Source organism: Maritalea myrionectae DSM 19524 (assembly GCF_000423365.1).
In the GTDB taxonomy this organism is placed as follows: Bacteria; Pseudomonadota; Alphaproteobacteria; order Rhizobiales; family Devosiaceae; genus Maritalea; species Maritalea myrionectae.
Window position 1 is genome coordinate 229,122 of record NZ_AUHV01000004.1, and the last position, 18,599, is coordinate 247,720.

Below are 18,599 nucleotides of genomic sequence, written 5' to 3' on the forward strand. Positions count from 1 at the left end.
ATGACAGCGACCAACTCACAAACCATTTGAAGGAGTTTTCTTGATGTCTGCCATTATTGATGTAACCGGCCGTCAGATTTTTGATAGCCGCGGCAACCCAACTGTTGAAGTTGATGTAGTTTTGGATGATGGCAGCTTCGGCCGTGCTGCTGTGCCCTCTGGTGCTTCCACTGGGGCCCACGAAGCTGTGGAGCTGCGCGATGGCGGCGATGCCTATAAGGGCAAGGGCGTCATGAAAGCTGTTGATGCGGTGAATACTCATATTTTCAACGAAATTCAGGGCATGGATGCACTGGACCAACGCTCAATCGACCAGGTGATGATTGATTTGGACGGCACCAGCAACAAAGCAAAGCTTGGCGCCAACGCAATTTTGGGCGTTTCATTGGCTGTGTCCAAAGCTGCCGCAGAATCATCTGCTTTGCCGCTTTATCGCTATGTTGGCGGGTCTAACGCTCATTTGTTGCCCGTACCGATGATGAACATCATCAATGGTGGCGAGCATGCGGATAACCCAATTGACGTGCAAGAATTTATGATCATGCCAGTGGGCGCGGAAAGCATTGCGGACGCAGTGCGGATTGGCTCTGAGGTTTTCCATACCCTTAAAAAGGGGTTGAGCGACGAAGGCCACAACACCAATGTGGGTGATGAGGGCGGCTTTGCGCCTAACTTGTCGTCGACCACTGCGGCACTTGATTTCATCATGCAGTCTATCGAAAAAGCTGGATACAAGCCGGGTGAAGACGTGCATTTGGCGCTCGATTGCGCATCCACTGAATATTTCAAAGATGATAAATACCATTTGAAAGGCGAGGGCAAAGTGCTCGATGCCGGTGAAATGGTCGACTATTTGGCCAAGTTGGTGGCTGAGTATCCGATTATCTCCATCGAAGACGGCATGGCCGAGGATGATTGGGAAGGTTGGAAAACACTCACAGACAAAATTGGCGACAAATGCCAGTTGGTCGGTGACGATTTGTTCGTGACCAATTCCGAGCGGTTGCGTTCTGGCATTAAAATGGGCGTTGGCAACTCAATCCTAGTGAAGGTCAACCAAATTGGGACATTGACTGAAACGGTAAATGCTGTGGAGATGGCGCACAAGGCCAACTACACCTCAGTGATGTCGCACCGCTCAGGCGAAACCGAAGATGCGACCATTGCTGATTTGGCCGTTGCGCTTGGCTGTGGGCAGATCAAGACGGGTTCTTTAGCACGTTCTGATCGGTTGGCTAAATATAACCAGCTTATCCGGATTGAAGAGCAGCTTGGATTTGCTGCTGCCTATGCAGGCAAAAGCATTTTGAAAGGCTAACAGCCGACCTTACGACTGAAACTGAATTTAGGGGTGTCACGAATGTGGCATCCCTTTATTTTTGAAAGAAGGTGTTAACGGCTTGTTTGGTATAGTCCAGCCAGTTTAGTTTTGCGTAATTATAGGTTGTTATGCCCACCCGCCTCAAAAAACCTTCTTTGACCAACAAGCTGCTGATTGCTGCGCTATTGCTCGGCTTTCAAGGCTATCTGGCGCATCATGCGCTAAACGGCCAATATGGCGTTAATTCTCAAAGAGAGCTGGTTCAACGCAAAGCCCAGCTAACGGTGCAAAACCAATTGTTGGATTATCGCATCGAAACGGCCAAGAATCGAAATTCTTTGTTGGTTGCTGATCGATTAGATCCTGATATGCTAAGTGAACGTGCGAGGGGACTTCTTGGATGGAGTAACCCGGATGACGTTTTGATTGCCATCGACCAAGAATAACTTAAATCCGGTTAATTATTGCATTTAACCGATTTCGAGTTAACTAGATTTTCTTCAATCAAAACAATGCACAAGCATGCATTTGGCGTGTTTTTGAGAGCTTTGTTTTGCGTTTCATCCAAACTAAACTGTGTCATAGATACGGAACAATCGGGTCCAGATGGAGATTTCAATGCCTAAAAAGACCGATGCGGCGGCCAAAGCAAGCACAAAGGCCAATATGCCCGCGTTCACCAAGGAAGAAGAGCTACACGCCTATAAGGAAATGCTTTTGATCCGTCGCTTTGAAGAAAAAGCGGGACAAATGTACGGTATGGGCCTGATTGGCGGTTTTTGCCACCTTTACATCGGCCAAGAAGCCGTTGTCACCGGGATCACTATGGCCTCGAAAAAAGGCGATGCGTCTATCACAGGGTATCGTGACCATGGTCACATGCTTGTTGTTGGACTTGACCCCAAGGCTGTGATGGCTGAATTGACTGGGCGCAAAGGCGGCTTGTCGAAGGGCAAGGGCGGCTCCATGCACATGTTCTCTGAAGAAGAGCGCTTTTATGGCGGCAATGGCATTGTGGGCGCTCAAGTAAGCTTGGGCACAGGCTTGGCGTTTGCGGCGCAATATCGCGGTGAAGACACAGTGAGCCTCACATATTTTGGTGACGGTGCGTCCAACCAAGGCCAGGTATATGAAAGCTTCAATATGGCGAAGCTTTGGAATTTGCCCGTTGTCTACATCATTGAGAACAACAAATATGCCATGGGCACGAGCGTTGAGCGCTCTGCCGCGACCACCGATTTGTCGCAGCGTGGCGCGTCGTTCGATATTCCTGGCGAGCAGGTCGATGGGATGGATGTGCGCATGGTGCGTGACGCCGCTGAACGCGCGATCACCCATGCACGAGAAGGCAAAGGGCCTTACATCCTAGAGATGCTCACCTACCGTTATCGTGGCCACTCCATGTCTGACCCAGCGAAATATCGCTCGAAAGACGAAGTGCAATCCATGCGTTCAGAGCGTGATCCGATTGAACAGGTGAAGTCACGTTTGCTGGAAAATGATTGGGCGACGGAAGACGAGCTCAAGGATATCGACAAGGATGTTCGAGCCGTTGTTTCTGAAGCAGCCGATTTTGCCACCAATGATCCAGAGCCTGATCCAGAAGAGCTCTACACCGAGATCACCGTTTAAGTCAGCGAAATCAGGAGAATATAGATGTCAGTAGAAATTTTGATGCCTGCATTGTCGCCGACGATGGAAGAGGGCAATTTGGCCAAGTGGCTCGTTAAAGAGGGCGACACCGTATCCGCAGGTGACGTGATCGCCGAGATCGAAACCGACAAGGCCACCATGGAAGTCGAAGCCGTGGATGAGGGCACCATCGGCAAGATCGTTGTGGAAGAAGGCGCGCAGAATGTGAAGGTCAACAGCGTGATTGCGGTGTTGATTGAAGAAGGTGAGAGTGCCGACGACATTAAAGTCGACACATCAGAACCTGAAGCCAGCGAAGAGCCAAAGCAAAAAGATCCCGAAGAATCTGGGCCAAGCGAAGAAGAAAAGCCTTCAGTTCCCGCAGCGCCGGTTTTTGAAGCACAAGCTGATTCTGAAGTGCCTGAAGGCACCGAAATGGTTTCCACCACCGTGCGCGAAGCGTTGCGCGATGCGATGGCCGAAGAAATGCGCGCAGATGGCGATGTGTTTGTGATGGGTGAAGAAGTTGCCGAATATCAAGGCGCTTATAAGGTCACCCAAGGACTGTTGCAGGAATTTGGCGCTAAGCGCGTGATCGATACACCGATTACCGAGCATGGCTTTGCCGGGTTGGGCGTTGGCGCTGCATTTGCAGGGCTTAAACCTATTGTTGAGTTTATGACCTTCAACTTCGCCATGCAGGCGATTGACCAGATCATCAACTCTGCAGCGAAAACCCGCTACATGTCTGGCGGGCAAATGAGTTCACCGATTGTGTTCCGTGGCCCGAACGGCCCGGCGGCGCGTGTGGGTGCGCAACACAGCCAAGACTTTTCAGCTTGGTATGCGCATATTCCAGGGTTGATCGTTGTGTCACCTTATTCCGCGGCTGATGCAAAAGGCTTGCTGAAATCAGCGATCCGCAATCCAAACCCGGTTGTGTTCCTTGAGAACGAGCTTTTGTACGGTCAATCATTTGATGTGCCAAAGCTTGACGATTGGACTGTGCCATTGGGCAAAGCCAAAGTGGTGCGCGAAGGGGCGGATGTCACCATCGTGTCGCACTCTATGGGTATGCGCTATGCAACGGAAGCGACGGAAAAGCTGGTTGAATCTGGCGTTGACGTCGAGTTGATCGATTTGCGGACACTGCGCCCATTGGATATGCCCACTGTGGTTGAATCAGTAAAGAAAACAGGTCGTTGTGTGACTGTTGAAGAAGGTTGGCCACAAGGATCAATCGGTTCTGAAATTGCCGCACGTTTGATGGATGAGGCATTTGATTATCTGGATGCGCCGGTTGTGCGGGTGACAGGCAAAGATGTACCGATGCCATATGCTGCCAATCTTGAAAAACTGGCGCTGCCATCAACAAAAGAAGTGATTGAAGCGGTGAACACCGTAACTTATCGCCAAGTTTAGGGAGTAATGAGGGATGACAATCAATATTACCATGCCCGCGCTTTCGCCCACCATGGAAGAAGGCAATTTGGCGAAATGGATGGTGAAAGAAGGCGATACTGTATCGGCCGGTGATGTAATCGCCGAAATCGAGACAGACAAAGCCACCATGGAAGTCGAAAGCATTGACGAAGGCACTGTTGGCAAAATTCTCGTTGAGGAAGGCGCACAGGGCGTTAAAGTCAACAGCGTGATCGCCGTTTTGTTGGAAGAGGGCGAAAGCGCCGACGATATTCCTTCTGATGTAGGGGCAGGCTCTGCTGCGCCACAGGAGAAAAAGGAAGCGCCAAAATCTGAAGAGAAGTCTGAGGAAAAGCCTGCGGCTAAGGAAGAGGCCAAACCTGAGGCTAAAGCGGCTCCAGAGCCTGCGAATAAGGCTGCGCCAAAAAAAGACGGCAACCGTCAATTCGCGTCGCCTTTGGCCCGTCGGTTGGCAAAAGAAAACAGCATCGATATCAGTGCGTTGAGCGGATCCGGCCCAAAAGGCCGTGTGGTGAAACGCGATATTGAAAAGGCCTTGGAAGAAGGTGTGCCGCAAGCTGCACCTGCGGCTCAGCAAGGCACACAATTGGCGACTGGCATGTCCGATGCGCAAGTTACTGCGCTTTATGAGGATGGCACATATGACGCCGTGCCAAACGATGGCATGCGCAAGACCATTGCTGCACGCTTGACCGAAGCCAAGCAAACTGTGCCGCACTTCTATCTGTCGATGGATTGCAAGCTGGACAATCTTTTGGAAGCCCGCGCCAATATCAACGCGCAAGCCAAAAAAGACGAAAATGGCAAGCCGGAATATAAGCTTTCAGTGAATGATTTCATTGTGAAGGCATGGGCCATTGCTTTGCAACAAATTCCAACAGCAAACGCCACATGGGCCGGCGAGAGCACTTTGCTGCATCACCATTCCGATGTGGCGGTTGCGGTTGCAGTGCCAGGCGGTTTGTTTACCCCGGTTGTGAAAAAGGCCGAAGCCAAGAGCCTTCGCGAGATTTCAGCCGAAGTGAAAGATTTTGCCAAGCGCGCCAAATCGAAAAAGCTCGCGCCGCATGAATACCAAGGCGGTTCAACAGCGGTTTCGAACTTGGGCATGTTCGGCATCAAAGATTTCTCTGCAGTCATCAACCCACCGCATGGCACTATTTTGGCCATCGGCGTGGGCGAAGAACGGGTGGTTGTGGAAGATGGCGAGATCACTGTTGGCAACTTTATGACAGTGACCTTGTCTTGTGACCACCGGTCAGTTGACGGGGCGCTGGGAGCTGAAGTGCTTGGCGTGTTCAAATCGTTGATTGAAAATCCGGTGATGATGTTGGCTTAGGGCCGCAAAAGGATCAAATGAAAAACATTCTCGCTTTTGGCGATTCATTGACATGGGGATATGACGCGGCGTCGGAGACGCGGCATCCTTTTGAGGTGCGTTGGCCCAATGTGTTGGCTGATGGCCTCGATTTCTCTGTGCACATGATTGCCGAAGGCTTGAATGGTCGCACGACTGTATTTGACGATCATTCGGCAGCGTCCGAGCGTAATGGCGCTAAAATGCTGCCGAGTCTATTGGCCACGCATGAGCCGCTTGATTTGGTTATCATCATGCTGGGCACCAACGATATGCGCGAGCATATCTGCGGCAACGCTGCTGGCTCCGCTGCGGGCATCGGGCGATTGATCTCAATTATCAAAACATTTCCCTACAAGGCAAATCATGCGGTGCCGCAAATATTGGTGGTGTCGCCTCCGCTGGCAGAGCGTGGGGGCGATCGATTTGCCAATCATGTGATGCAAGGGGCTTCCAGTTTATCGCGGCAATATGCGGACGCATACAAGCTGGTGGTTGAAGAGAATGATGTAGCGTTTTTCGACGCTGCAAAACATGTGATACCAGACCCAATGGATGGGTTTCATCTGGACCAAGAAAATACAAAAAAATTAGGCGAGGCACTTATCCCTGTGGTGGGTGACCTTTTGACCTCAAAATAGCTTTGATGAAAGGCAATTCCCATGGCAAATGAGTCGGCAAATCAATATGATCTGATTGTAATCGGTGGTGGACCTGGCGGTTATGTTGCGGCCATTCGTGCGTCACAATTGGGCATGAAGGTGGGCGTTGTCGAACGCGAACATATGGCTGGCATCTGCTCCAATTGGGGCTGCATTCCCACCAAAGCTTTGCTGCGCAGTGCTGAGATTTATTCGCACATGGGGCACGCCAAGGATTACGGCTTGAAAGCGAGTGAATTCGGGTTCGAGATTTCTGACGTGGTGAAACGCTCGCGCCAAATCGCGGCCCGCATGAACAATGGCGTGTCGTTTTTGATGAAAAAGAACAAAATCGACATTATTTGGGGTGAGGCCAAGCTGAAAAAGGGCGGCGAAGTTGAGGTTGGCCCTTCATCCAAAAAGGCGATGGAGCCCAGTGTGCCTGCACCAAAAGGCGTGCTGCCTCACGGGACATACAAAGCCAAACACATTATTGTGGCAACTGGCGCGCGGCCCCGCATTTTACCCGGCATTGAGCCGGACGGCAAAAACATCTGGACCTATTTTGAAGCGCTTGTGCCGGAAGAAATGCCAAAATCACTTTTGGTGATGGGCTCTGGCGCGATCGGCATTGAATTTGCAAGTTTCTATGCTTCAATGGGTGCTGAGGTAACTGTTGTTGAGTTGCTGCCGCAAATTATGCCTGTCGAAGACAAAGAGATTTCTGCCCATGCCCGCAAGCGCTTTGAAAAGCGCGGCATCAAGATTTTGACGGAAGCCAAAGTGGCCAAGGTTGAAAATGGCAAAGGTGGCGTGAAGGCGCATATCGAATTGAAAGATGGGCGCAAAGAAACCATTGAGGCGGAAAAGCTGATTTCTGCTGTTGGCGTGCAAGCCAATGTGGAGAATATCGGGCTTGAGGAACTGGGTGTCAAAACTGACAAAGGTTTCATTGTCGCTGATGGCTATTGCAAGACCAATGTTGATGGCATCTATGCGATTGGTGATGTTGCCGGACCGCCAATGCTGGCGCATAAGGCTGAACATGAAGGTGTGCTTTGTGTTGAGAAAATTGCTGGCATGGACGTGCACCCGATGGAGAAAAACCAGATTCCGGGCTGTACCTATTGCGAACCGCAAGTGGCGTCTGTTGGCTTAACGGAAGAAGCGGCGACCAAAACTGGCCGTGAGATCCGCGTGGGGCGCTTCCCCTTTGTGGGTAATGGCAAGGCGATTGCGCTTGGTGAGCCAGATGGTTTGGTTAAAACCATTTTTGATGCGAAATCTGGCGAATTGCTCGGTGCGCACATGGTTGGCGCGGAAGTGACTGAACTCATTCAAGGCTTTGTGGTGGCGATGAACCTCGAAACCACTGAGGAAGAACTGATGCATACAATCTTCCCGCACCCCACATTGTCCGAAATGATGAAAGAGAGCGTACTTGACGCCTATGATCGCGCCCTCAATATATAGGGCATGAACAATTTTAGCCCCATTAAGAGGGCAAAACGGGTTTAAGGAATTATCATGGTTACATTGCTGGACACGACAAAACAGGCCAAATCAGACGTGCGGCACCCGGAAAAGGCGCATAGACCAGACAATGAGGTGTTGCGCAAGCCAGATTGGATTCGGGTAAAAGCACCAGGGTCCAAAGGCTATAATGAAACCCGCAAAATCGTAAAAGACAATTCAATTGTTACGGTTTGTGAAGAAGCGGGATGTCCCAACATTGGCGAATGTTGGGACAAAAAGCACGCTACCATGATGATTATGGGTGAGATTTGCACCCGTGCTTGCGCCTTTTGCAATGTGCGCACAGGCCTGCCCACGGCGCTAGACACGAATGAACCTGCCAATGTGGCCAACACGGTAAAAACGCTTGAACTCAAGCACGTGGTGATCACCTCAGTGGACCGCGATGATTTGGCAGATGGTGGCGCGCAGCATTTTGCTGATGTCATCAAGGCCATCCGCGATACATCACCCGAGACCACAATTGAAATTTTGACGCCGGACTTCTTGCGTAAAGAGGGGGCGTTGGAAACCGTGGTGGCGGCCAAGCCGGACGTGTTCAATCACAATCTGGAAACTGTGCCTTCTAACTATCTGACCGTGCGTCCCGGTGCGCGTTATTTCCACTCCATTCGCTTGCTTCAAAAAGTGAAAGAGCTGGATCCGCAGATGTTTACCAAATCCGGCATCATGGTTGGTTTGGGCGAAGAGCGGAACGAAGTTTTGCAGTTGATGGACGATTTGCGGGTTGCTGATGTGGACTTTTTGACCATTGGGCAATATTTGCAGCCGAGCCGGAAGCACCACAAGGTTGACCGCTTTGTGACGCCAGACGAGTTTAAGGCTTTTGAGCGTATCGCATATACCAAAGGCTTTTTGATGGTGTCATCATCGCCGCTCACACGATCTTCGCACCATGCGGGTGATGATTTCGAGAAGCTGCGCAAGGCACGTGACGCCAAGAGATAGGCCTTATTGATGACCAAAATCGCCTTTGATCGGCATGTGCCCTACACCCCAGAGCAAATGTTTGATCTGGTCGCGGACTTGCGACGCTACCCCAGCTTTGTGCCCAATTGTTCAAACATGCAGGTGCGACCAGGCGGTAGCGATTATGATTGCTATGCGCGCATGGGCATTAGCTTTGGTCCAATTTCGCAGGACTATGAAAGTCGGGTGGAAATGGATCGGGGCAATCTGCGCATTGCCGCGACCGCGGTGGATGGGCCGTTTTCGCATCTCAGCTCTGTCTGGCAATTTTTGCCAGAGGGCGAGGGCACACATATCCAGTTTAAGGTCGACTTCAAGCTCTCAAATCGTCTGATTGCAGCGGTGGCGGAGCCATTGTTCGCCACCAAGCAGGAAGAGATCATGGACGCGTTTGTGAAGCGCGCTGATGAGCTTTACGGCAAGTGACGCTGATCCAAACGCGCCAAAACCAGCGTTAGGGCAACACGAACTGTTTCTTCACGCACCTCGTCGCGTTCCATCTCTTTGAAATTACGCACGATATGGCATGAGCCATCTTCATCGGCGCAGGCGAAATGCACTAGGCCGACAGGCTTTTCAGGCGTCCCACCGCCGGGCCCCGCAATGCCAGTGACAGCAACGGAGATGGTTGCCCCGGAGATGCGCTGAGCGCCTTCTGCCATGGCACACGCAACTTCTTTTGAAACAGCGCCAACATCTTCCAACAAATGCAACGGCACGCCAAGCATTTGGATTTTGGCCTCGTTGGAATAAGTGACATAACCGCCAAACACCGCTTCTGATGACCCAGGCACTGCCGTGAGCGCGCCACTGATCAAACCGCCTGTGCAGCTTTCAGCTGTCGCAATCGTTGCTTGTTTGGAAATCAATTGCTCAATGGTGATTTGCGCAAGGTGCAGCACATCATCTTCAAGCATAGTCTAATCCTTTACTGGCACCTCAATGGTGACCGCCGCTTGTGCCGCAATGCCTTCCTTGCGGCCTGTAAATCCCAATTTCTCCGTTGTTGTGGCCTTTACGGAGACACGGGACATTGAAACATCAGCAATTTGCGCGATGCGCTGGCGCATCTTTTCACAATGCGGGCCGATTTTGGGGGCTTCGCAGATCAGTGTCAAATCTAAATGTACAAGTCGACCGCCACGTTCGTGCAATCGCGAAGCGGCATGTTCTAAGAATTGGGCTGAATCTGCCTTATGCCATTCCATTTCCGATGGGGGGAAATGCTGGCCGATATCACCATCTGCCATGGCGCCGTAAAGCGCATCTGTGAGCGTGTGCAGCCCAACATCAGCGTCGGAATGGCCCTTTAGTTTTGCGGTGTGTGGAATTTGAATGCCGCCCAAAATGACATGATCACCCGCTTCAAAAGCGTGGACATCAAAGCCCGTGCCCACACGTGTTTCCATTGGTGTTGCTAAACTCATTTCCGCACGGTCCAAATCTTGAGGGATGGTAATTTTAAAGTTGTTCGGCTCGCCGTCGACAATTTTGACATTCAAGCCGGCCCATTCAGCGATTGATGCATCATCAGTGAAAGTTGTATCCGCCGTCGCGGCCGACTGGTGTGCCTTTAAAATGAGCTCATATTTGAACGCTTGGGGCGTTTGCGCCAAATAGTGGGCCGTACGGTCCAGCGTTTGTTCGACGGAACCGTCCTTGTTTGCCTTTTTCAACGTGTCGGTCACTTGCAGCGCGGGTAGGGCGCCGCCGAACGTCGCGGCGGTCTGGATGCATTTATCGATCAGCTCCTTGGAGACAAATGGGCGAGCGGCGTCATGAATGAGGACAATGTCAGGGGCTTCATCCTTCAATGCGTTGAGGCCGTTAAAAACGGACGTCTGACGATCCGCACCGCCAAAGACCAGAGGCAGCAGCTTTGCATCGTTCAGCCCCAAATCGGCAAACATTGTTTCATGTTTATCATTGATCACTGGCAGCACCTTCTGCACGGCATTCGATTGAACAAATGCTTCGGTGGTGCGGGTGAGCACGGGCTTGCCAGCCAAGTTCTGATATTGCTTCGGCATTTCGGTGCTGCCCATTCGGCTGCCCGAACCTGCGGCAACAATGATAACGGCAACCTTAGGAGCTTGGGGTGTCATAATTCATCCTGAAAGTGGTCATCTTGGGTTTAACTGGCATTGAAATGAACTGCAAGAGGATGAAAGCGCCAACTACTCGTGCGCCCGGTTTTGCCGCTTATTTGTAAGGAATGGTCGAAATTTCAGCAAATTGGTTGCAAAAACATCCGATTCTGTCTACAAATTAAGCAGACTACAAAACTGCTTAAAAAATGAGCGAATATGCTTTCTCCCATTAAGATTGGCGACCATACGCTGCCCAATAACGCCTTCCTGGCGCCGCTCTCCGGCATAACGGACAAAAGCTTTCGCACCATTTCCGCCCGGTTTGGTGCGGGCATGGTGGTGTCAGAAATGATTGCCAGCGCTGCTTTGACCAATGGACATAAGGATATGGCGCGACGTTTGGGGCGGCCAGAGAAATTGCCACATATCGTTCAATTGGCGGGCTGCGAACCGCATTGGTTGGCCGAAGGCGCCAAAATTGCTGAGGATGCTGGCGCGGACATTATCGACATCAATATGGGATGCCCCTCCAAGCGTGTAACGAATGGCTATGCCGGGTCTGCGCTTATGCGGGTGCCGGATAAGGCTGTTGAGATCATCGAAGCGGTGGTGGCGGCCACAACGCGGCCTGTGACGCTGAAAATGCGGCTTGGCTGGAACGATGAGAACCTCAATGCGCCACAATTGGCCAAAGACGCAGAAGCGTGCGGGGTGCAAATGGTGACGGTGCACGGGCGGACGCGCCAACAATTTTACAAAGGTAAGGCGCGCTGGGCGCCTATCCGCGAGGTTGTGGATGCCGTGAAGGTTCCGGTTGTGGTCAATGGCGACATTGTTGACTTGAACGCCGCGCGCGACGCGCTTGCGGCGTCTGGTGCGCAAGCGGTGATGATCGGGCGCGGGGCGCAAGGCCAGCCCTGGCTGGTGGGGCAGGTGGGCGATGCCCTCGCGGGCCGCACACCGGAAGCTGCGCCAATAGGTCAGGCACGTCTCGCGCTGATCCTTGAGCATTACGCCATGATGATTGACGAATATGGCGAGCAATTGGGCGTGCGTTGTGCGCGCAAGCATTTGGGATGGTATTTAGAAGTGTTGGAGCATGAAGGCGCAGCAATTGATGGGGCAACGCGAAAGCAGCTTTTGACAGCCGACAAAAGCGCGGATGTACCTGACATTTTGGCAACGATCTTTGATCAAGTAGAGGCAACTGCCGCATGAACGCCACATCGATAGAACTGGCGCACTCCGCTTTTCAAGCCATCGCCCATCCCATTTTGATTTGTAACACAGACAACAAGATCATCATGGCCAACTATGCGGCGCAGGATTTCTTTTCCACTTCGGAAAGTCGCTTGAAGCGTCAACAAGTAGATGATTTGGTGGCCCCATCTTCGCCGTTACTCAATCTTTTGGATCGGGTGCGGGGGCGCGACGCAGGGTCTCGGGAACATCGCATCCCTATCGCCAACATCAATATGCCAGAGGAACGGTTGGTGGACGCGCACGCCACGCCGATGGCGAATGATTCCAGCCTGACTGTTTTGACGCTGATTGAGCGCACGATGGCCGACAAGATCGACAAGCAGCTCACATCGCGCGGCGCGGCAAGGTCTGTGATTGGCCTGGCGGCGATGCTGGCGCATGAAATCAAAAACCCGCTTTCGGGCATCAAAGGCGCGGCGCAACTGCTGGAGCAGTCGGCAGAAGAAAAAGATCGTCCGCTTGCACGATTGGTGCAGGAAGAAGTGGGGCGCATTGTGAAGCTGGTGGATCGGATGGAGGAGTTTGGCGACGAACGCCAGCCTGAATTCACCTCCGTCAATATTCATGAAGTGCTGAACCATGTGGAGTTGATTGCGCAAAATGGCTTTGCCAAAGGCATGACCATTTCAAAGCATTTTGACCCCTCTTTACCGCCTGTTTTGGGAAACTGGGATCAGCTGGTTCAAATCTATCTCAACCTGTTTAAGAACGCCGCTGAGGCCATTGTCGGACAGGATAAGGGGGAGATTGTGGTTAGCACGGCCTACCGCCCGGGTATTTCGATTGGCATTCCGGGCACAGGCAACCGCATGTCACTGCCGCTTGAGATTTGCGTTGAAGATAATGGCGGCGGCATCGCCGAGGATATATTGCCGCATATTTTCGATCCATTTGTCACATCAAAACAAACTGGCGGTGGCTTGGGCCTTGCGCTGGTGGCGAAATTGGTGGGCGTGCATGGCGGCATTGTGGATGCGGATAGTGCAGGTGGCCGCACGAAAATGCGCACCCTCTTGCCAATTTCAAAGCCCAAAAGGGCGAAAAAGGGAGCAATGCGCAATGAGTGAACGCACAATATTGGTGGCGGACGATGATGCATCCATACGAATGGTGCTGAGCCAAGCGCTGACCCGCGCCGACTATGAAGTGTTCCCCATGAGCAATTTGTCCACCATGTGGAACCATATTGCTCGGGGCGATGGCGACCTGCTGATCACAGATGTGATGATGCCTGATGGCAGTGCGTTTGACCTTTTGCCGCGCATCAAGAAGGCGCGTCCGGACTTGCCGATTATTGTGATGAGCGCGCAAAATACCTTTATGACAGCGGTACGCGCCAGTGAAGCGGGGGCGTTTGAATATTTGCCGAAGCCATTTGATTTGGGGGAACTCACGTCAACTGTCGCTAAAGCATTGGCCGAGCGAGACAGCCAGAAGAAGAAAGACTTGGCCGCAGCGCCAAATGATGAAGAAATGCCGCTTGTGGGCCGATCTGGGCCGATGCAAGAGGTTTATCGGACCATGGCGCGGCTGATCCAAACAGACCTTACGGTGATGATTTCTGGCGAGAGCGGCACCGGCAAAGAAGTGGTGGCGCGGGCGCTGCATGATTTTGGCAAGCGCAAGGGCGGCCCCTTTAATGCCATCAATATGGCCGCCATCCCCCAAGATTTGATCGAATCTGAGCTGTTTGGCCACGAGAAAGGTGCGTTTACCGGCGCGCATGGGCGCTCCATTGGTCATTTTGAACGGGCCGCGGGGGGCACGTTGTTCCTGGATGAAATCGGCGACATGCCGATGGCGGCGCAAACACGGTTATTGCGTGTATTGCAAGAGGGCGAGTTTACCCGCGTTGGCGGTCGGGATACGATTGAAACGGATGTGCGTATTGTTGCCGCGACACACCGAGATCTACATCAAATGATCCGACAAGGCCTGTTCCGCGAAGATTTGTTTTATCGCCTAAACGTGGTGCAATTGCACATGCCGGCGTTGCGCGAGCGGGCGGATGACGTGGCTGATTTGGCCCAGCATTTTGCGCAGAAATTTACGCCAGACGGCGAACCGGTCAAGGCGTTTGAAAAATCGGCACTGGACCTGTTGCGGCAACATAATTGGCCCGGCAATGTGCGGGAACTTGAAAATCTGGTGCAGCGCTTTGTGGCCCTTTATCCAGATGAAGTCATTTCCGCAGAGACCGTTCGGCAAGAACTAAGTGTTGGCGAGGCGGCCCCACAACTCAATAATTCGCCTGCACAAAGTGATGATTTGGGTGAGATGGTCGAGCGCCATTTATTGTCGTTATTTGCCAAAGCGCAGCCTGAACTCCCCGCCAATGGGCTTTATCAGCGCATCATTGATGAAATTGAAGTTCCACTTTTAGAAATCACATTAAATAATTGTAATGGAAATCAAATTCGTGCTTCCGAATTACTGGGATTGAACCGGAATACCCTGCGGAAGAAGATCCAGGCCCACCATATACACGTCAATAAACAGGGCAACGGCCGATAGCGCTGTAACATTTTTGCCACAAACACCTTGCCACTGCTGCAGTTTTGCGCCAACCTGTTGATAAATATGTCACAGTTTTACCGCAATAGGGCGCTATTGCGTTAGGGCTGTGATGCCAATTTTGTAATATGCTTAGGCGAACTTTGTGAACGACACCATCCAACCCAAAATCAAACAATTGTCGTTGAGGCAAAACCGTGCGCTCCGGGTTTTTGGGGTTGTTTTGGTGCTCGCTTCGGTTGTGAGTGCGGTGGCCTCATTCCTGGTGCTCACCGGGGCAACAGCAATTGAACCAGAGCCCAGCGTTTGGGCCATCATTTGGTTGATTAATGCGGTGCTGGTGGTGCTGGTGATTGCATTGCTGATCACCGAAGGTTTCCTTCTCGTGCGGGCCCGCATCTCCAAACAAGCAGGCTCTGGACTGCATGTTCGACTGGTCGGCATGTTTGCCGTAGCGGCGGCAGTGCCCGCGTTCATCGTTGCGTTGATTGCCACGTTCGCGCTGAACCAAGGTTTGGATCACTGGTTTTCTGAACGGTCGCGCGCCATGGTGGAAAGCTCAAACCAAGTTGCGCAGTCTTATTTGCAGGAACATGCCAATGTGTTGCGCAATGACATTATTGGCATTTCTGGTGAGCTGGAACGCGTGTCTGATGTGTTCGAAGAGAACCGAGAGAACTATGTGCGCATTCTCACAACTTTGGCCCAAGTTCGGTCATTGCCCTATGTTTTCATTCTCAATGGTGACCGTGAGATTGTTGAGCGGGCGCAGATTAATGCTGCCGGAACACCGCCGCAATTGCCGGATGACCTGCTCACTGGAGTTGATGAGAATACCATTGAGCTTATCCGGCCCGGGCGCAAGTTCTCCTTTGTCGGCGGTGTTATAAAGCTTGATAATTATCCTGATCACTATTTGTTTGTGGCGCGGGGCGTGGAGGCTGAAGTCCTCGAATATATGCGCCTGACCGAGCAAAATGTGAATGAATATCGCGAATATGAATCAAACCGACTGGTGTTTCAGATCACCTTTGCGATCATGTATATCGGCTTGGCAATTGTTGTGTTGCTGGCCGCGGTCTGGGTGGGCATTTATCTCGCCAATCGGCTGGTCGCGCCAATTCGAAATCTGATGATTGCGTCAAACCGGGTGTCTACGGGTGACTTGAATGTTCGGGTGCCCACCAAAGGCACCACGGGCGATATGCGTGACCTTTCCGCTCGGTTCAATCGCATGACCTCACAATTGTCCGAACAGCACGGGGCGCTAATCTCCGCCAACGAAACCATTGACCAGCGCCGGCAATTTACTGAAGCGGTGCTTGAAGGCGTGTCTGCTGGCATTATTGGCCTCGATCCCGACGGCCATGTGACCATTGTGAACGGCCGGGCGTCTTCCATATTTGAAATCGACGAAAAAGATATGATTGGCGCGTCGTTGCACGAGATGGCCGTTGAATTGGGTAAAATCTTCGATCAGGCGCAAAGCAACAAGAGCGGGCAAATTCAAGAACAGATCGTGTTGAATAACCGTCAGGGCGAAGAGCGTACTTACCAAGTGCGGATTACGCGTGAGGGGACGATTGATAGCTCCAAAGGCTACGTGATCACCTTGGATGATATTTCTGACCTGATTGCGGCGCAGCGCACAAGCGTTTGGGCGGATGTGGCACGACGCATTGCGCACGAAATTAAGAACCCTCTGACGCCAATTCAACTCTCCGCCGAGCGGTTGCGCCGCCGCTATAAGGATAAGCTGGCTGACGATTATGAAGTGTTCGATAAGTGCACCAACACCATCGTTCGCCAAGTTGGTGATATTGGCCGGATGGTCGACGAATTTTCCACCTTTGCGCGTATGCCATCCGCGAGTTTTGAAAAATATGATTTAGGTGAAACAGTTCGCCAGGCTGTGTTCAGTGAAGGCGTTCGCCATCCTGACATTGCCCTGCATTCACAAATTCCCGATGGCGAAATGGTGGCCCAGTTTGACGATCGATTGATGTCGCAGGTTTTGACCAATTTGATCAAAAACGCGGCAGAATCGATTGAGTCGCAAGGCGGGAAAATACAGGATCCGACGATCTATGTCGGTGTTGAAGATGTAGGCGATCACTATCAGGTCACAGTGAGTGACAATGGCAAAGGGTGGCCAAAGGAAAATCGCCTAAGATTGTTAGAACCCTATAACACCACACGCGACAAGGGTACGGGCCTGGGGCTCGCGATTGTATCGAAAATTGTGGAACAGCATAATGGTCGCGTCGACCTTTACGATGCGCCTGCTGATGCGCACGGACAGGTGGGGGCGGTGTTTGCTTTCACTTTGCCGAAAAAGCAAAAAGCTGAACAACTTGAACCGCCTGCCACAAACTCGCCAGAAAATAAGAACAAACCGCAAGTCATTGGTCAAACCGAACCAACTGATCAGAAACTGAAGGGAACAGCCTGATGGCATTGGACGTACTCATCGTGGATGATGAGGAGGATATTCGCGAGCTTATTGCGGGTATCTTGGAGGATGAAGGATACGAAACACGCATTGCGCATGATGCAGATTCGGCGTTGGAGTCGATCGAGGGTCGTCGTCCCAACCTAGTCTTTTTGGACATTTGGATGCAGGGCTCGCGCCTTGATGGTTTGCAGCTGCTCGACGCGTTGATGGAACGGCACAGCGATTTGCCCGTGGTGATGATTTCTGGTCACGGCAATGTGGAAACGGCCGTGTCCGCCATTCGCCGCGGCGCTTACGACTATATTGAAAAACCTTTCAAAATGGATCGCTTGTTGCTGGTGGCCAAGCGCGCCATGGAGGCGGACCGCCTCAAGACAGAAGTGGAAGATTTGCGCCAACGCTCCGGTGTGCAGCATGCTCAATTGGTTGGTCAATCTTCAGCCTTGGCGAACATCCGTGCGCAGATCGAGCGTTGCGCCCCGACAAATTCGCGGGTGTTTTTTGCGGGTCCGTCCGGCACCGGCAAGGGCCTTTGTGCGCGACAATTGCATGATAGTTCGCACCGCGCGGCGGCGCCTTTTATCGAGGTGAAGCTGGCCATGCTGAACGTTGATGAGATGGCTGAGACCTTGTTTGGCAAAGAGGTGCTGAGCGAGGGTGGCAAAACCATTGTGAGCGGGGCGTTTGAACGCGCGCACGGCGGCACTTTGTTTTTGTCTGAGATTGAATTTTTGCCCCCGGAAATCCAAACCAATTTGCTGCGTGCGTTGGTGGAAAACAAATTTCAGCGGGTGAATGGCCAGCAAAATGTGGCTGTTGATGTGCGGGTGGTTTCGTCATGTTCGTCCAACATCAAGCAGATGGTCGACAATCAGCGTTTTAGAAGCGATCTGTTTCATCGTCTCGCGGTGATTCCGCTCAATGTGCCAGCCCTAAAAGAGCGTCGGGAAGACATTCCACCGCTGGTGAGCCAACTGCTGCACATGATTGCGGAGAGCCATAACATCAAAAGCCTCACAGTTGCTGACGATGCGATGGCGGTGTTGCAGGCGCAGGAATGGCCCGGCAACGCCAGGCAATTGCGCAACTCTTTAGAGCGTTTGATCATTTTGCACCGCGACAGTTTTCCCGAAAACGGGGAAATCACCGCGGCGATGTTGCCCAACGATATTGGCGAAGTATTGCCAACCGTGGGGGATGATGAAGGCAGCGCACATTTAATGTCCTTGCCGCTCAGAGAAGCGCGGGAAGTGTTTGAACGGCAATATTTGACGGCGCAAATTGAACGGTTTGGCGGCAATATTTCCAAAACAGCCGAATTTGTTGGCATGGAACGTAGTGCGCTTCACCGGAAACTTAAATCGCTCGGTCTTTGAGC

General features: G+C 52.1%; 16 protein-coding genes. 14 read left to right on the forward strand and 2 right to left on the reverse strand.

Annotation, left to right across the window (positions count from 1 at the left end; translation table 11 throughout):
- Positions 1-43: 43 nt before the first annotated feature.
- The 9 genes from eno to G549_RS0112485 all read left to right on the forward strand — a co-directional run bounded on the left by eno (position 44) and on the right by G549_RS0112485 (position 9,325).
- The gene (gene eno / locus G549_RS0112440; protein ID WP_027835303.1) at positions 44-1,318 is read left to right on the forward strand and encodes a phosphopyruvate hydratase; all 1,275 of its coding nucleotides are present in this window, start codon (positions 44-46) and stop codon (positions 1,316-1,318) included.
- A gap of 131 nt (positions 1,319-1,449) precedes the next feature.
- Entirely contained in the window at positions 1,450-1,767 is a 318-nt protein-coding gene (locus G549_RS20190) for an FtsB family cell division protein (RefSeq protein WP_051213753.1), read from the forward strand.
- A gap of 172 nt (positions 1,768-1,939) precedes the next feature.
- Positions 1,940-2,953, forward strand: coding sequence for a pyruvate dehydrogenase (acetyl-transferring) E1 component subunit alpha (pdhA, locus tag G549_RS0112455; protein ID WP_425528542.1), 1,014 nt, complete (start codon positions 1,940-1,942; stop codon positions 2,951-2,953).
- Between the two features lie 24 nt (positions 2,954-2,977).
- Complete coding sequence (locus G549_RS0112460; RefSeq protein WP_027835305.1) at positions 2,978-4,375, forward strand: pyruvate dehydrogenase complex E1 component subunit beta; 1,398 nt, start codon at positions 2,978-2,980, stop codon at positions 4,373-4,375.
- 13 nt (positions 4,376-4,388) lie between these two features.
- The gene (locus G549_RS0112465; protein ID WP_027835306.1) at positions 4,389-5,735 is read left to right on the forward strand and encodes a pyruvate dehydrogenase complex dihydrolipoamide acetyltransferase; all 1,347 of its coding nucleotides are present in this window, start codon (positions 4,389-4,391) and stop codon (positions 5,733-5,735) included.
- Between the two features lie 17 nt (positions 5,736-5,752).
- The gene (locus G549_RS0112470) at positions 5,753-6,394 is read left to right on the forward strand and encodes an SGNH/GDSL hydrolase family protein (RefSeq protein WP_027835307.1); all 642 of its coding nucleotides are present in this window, start codon (positions 5,753-5,755) and stop codon (positions 6,392-6,394) included.
- A 21-nt stretch (positions 6,395-6,415) separates the two neighbouring features.
- Positions 6,416-7,867 carry a dihydrolipoyl dehydrogenase gene (gene lpdA / locus G549_RS0112475; protein WP_027835308.1) on the forward strand — a complete coding sequence of 484 codons (1,452 nt, stop codon included), beginning with the start codon at positions 6,416-6,418 and terminating at the stop codon, positions 7,865-7,867.
- 54 nt (positions 7,868-7,921) lie between these two features.
- Positions 7,922-8,878 (forward strand): lipoyl synthase, encoded by a 957-nt coding sequence (lipA, locus tag G549_RS0112480; protein ID WP_027835309.1) that lies wholly within the window; start codon positions 7,922-7,924, stop codon positions 8,876-8,878.
- A 9-nt stretch (positions 8,879-8,887) separates the two neighbouring features.
- Positions 8,888-9,325 (forward strand): type II toxin-antitoxin system RatA family toxin, encoded by a 438-nt coding sequence (locus tag G549_RS0112485; protein WP_027835310.1) that lies wholly within the window; start codon positions 8,888-8,890, stop codon positions 9,323-9,325.
- On the opposite strand, the gene G549_RS0112490 is transcribed toward G549_RS0112485, so the two are convergent.
- Positions 9,313-9,816, reverse strand: coding sequence for a CinA family protein (locus tag G549_RS0112490; protein ID WP_027835311.1), 504 nt, complete (start codon positions 9,814-9,816; stop codon positions 9,313-9,315). The genes G549_RS0112485 and G549_RS0112490 overlap by 13 nt on opposite strands.
- A gap of 3 nt (positions 9,817-9,819) precedes the next feature.
- Positions 9,820-11,004, reverse strand: coding sequence for a bifunctional 2-C-methyl-D-erythritol 4-phosphate cytidylyltransferase/2-C-methyl-D-erythritol 2,4-cyclodiphosphate synthase (locus G549_RS0112495; RefSeq protein WP_027835312.1), 1,185 nt, complete (start codon positions 11,002-11,004; stop codon positions 9,820-9,822).
- Between the two features lie 201 nt (positions 11,005-11,205).
- On the opposite strand from G549_RS0112495, the gene dusB reads away from it, so the two are divergent.
- The 5 genes from dusB to ntrX all read left to right on the forward strand — a co-directional run bounded on the left by dusB (position 11,206) and on the right by ntrX (position 18,597).
- Positions 11,206-12,207, forward strand: coding sequence for a tRNA dihydrouridine synthase DusB (gene dusB, locus G549_RS0112500; protein WP_036222584.1), 1,002 nt, complete (start codon positions 11,206-11,208; stop codon positions 12,205-12,207).
- Positions 12,204-13,319, forward strand: coding sequence for a two-component system sensor histidine kinase NtrB (locus tag G549_RS20195; RefSeq protein WP_051213757.1), 1,116 nt, complete (start codon positions 12,204-12,206; stop codon positions 13,317-13,319). Before dusB ends, G549_RS20195 begins: the two co-directional genes overlap by 4 nt.
- Positions 13,312-14,766: a nitrogen regulation protein NR(I) gene (gene ntrC / locus G549_RS0112510; protein ID WP_027835314.1), complete on the forward strand. Its 1,455-nt coding sequence runs from the start codon at positions 13,312-13,314 to the stop codon at positions 14,764-14,766. Before G549_RS20195 ends, ntrC begins: the two co-directional genes overlap by 8 nt.
- Positions 14,767-14,911: 145 nt before the next feature.
- The gene (locus tag G549_RS20200) at positions 14,912-17,218 is read left to right on the forward strand and encodes a sensor histidine kinase NtrY-like (protein ID WP_051213761.1); all 2,307 of its coding nucleotides are present in this window, start codon (positions 14,912-14,914) and stop codon (positions 17,216-17,218) included.
- Positions 17,218-18,597 (forward strand): nitrogen assimilation response regulator NtrX, encoded by a 1,380-nt coding sequence (ntrX, locus tag G549_RS0112520; RefSeq protein WP_027835315.1) that lies wholly within the window; start codon positions 17,218-17,220, stop codon positions 18,595-18,597. The genes G549_RS20200 and ntrX overlap by 1 nt, the downstream gene beginning before the upstream one ends.
- Positions 18,598-18,599: the final 2 nt, after the last annotated feature.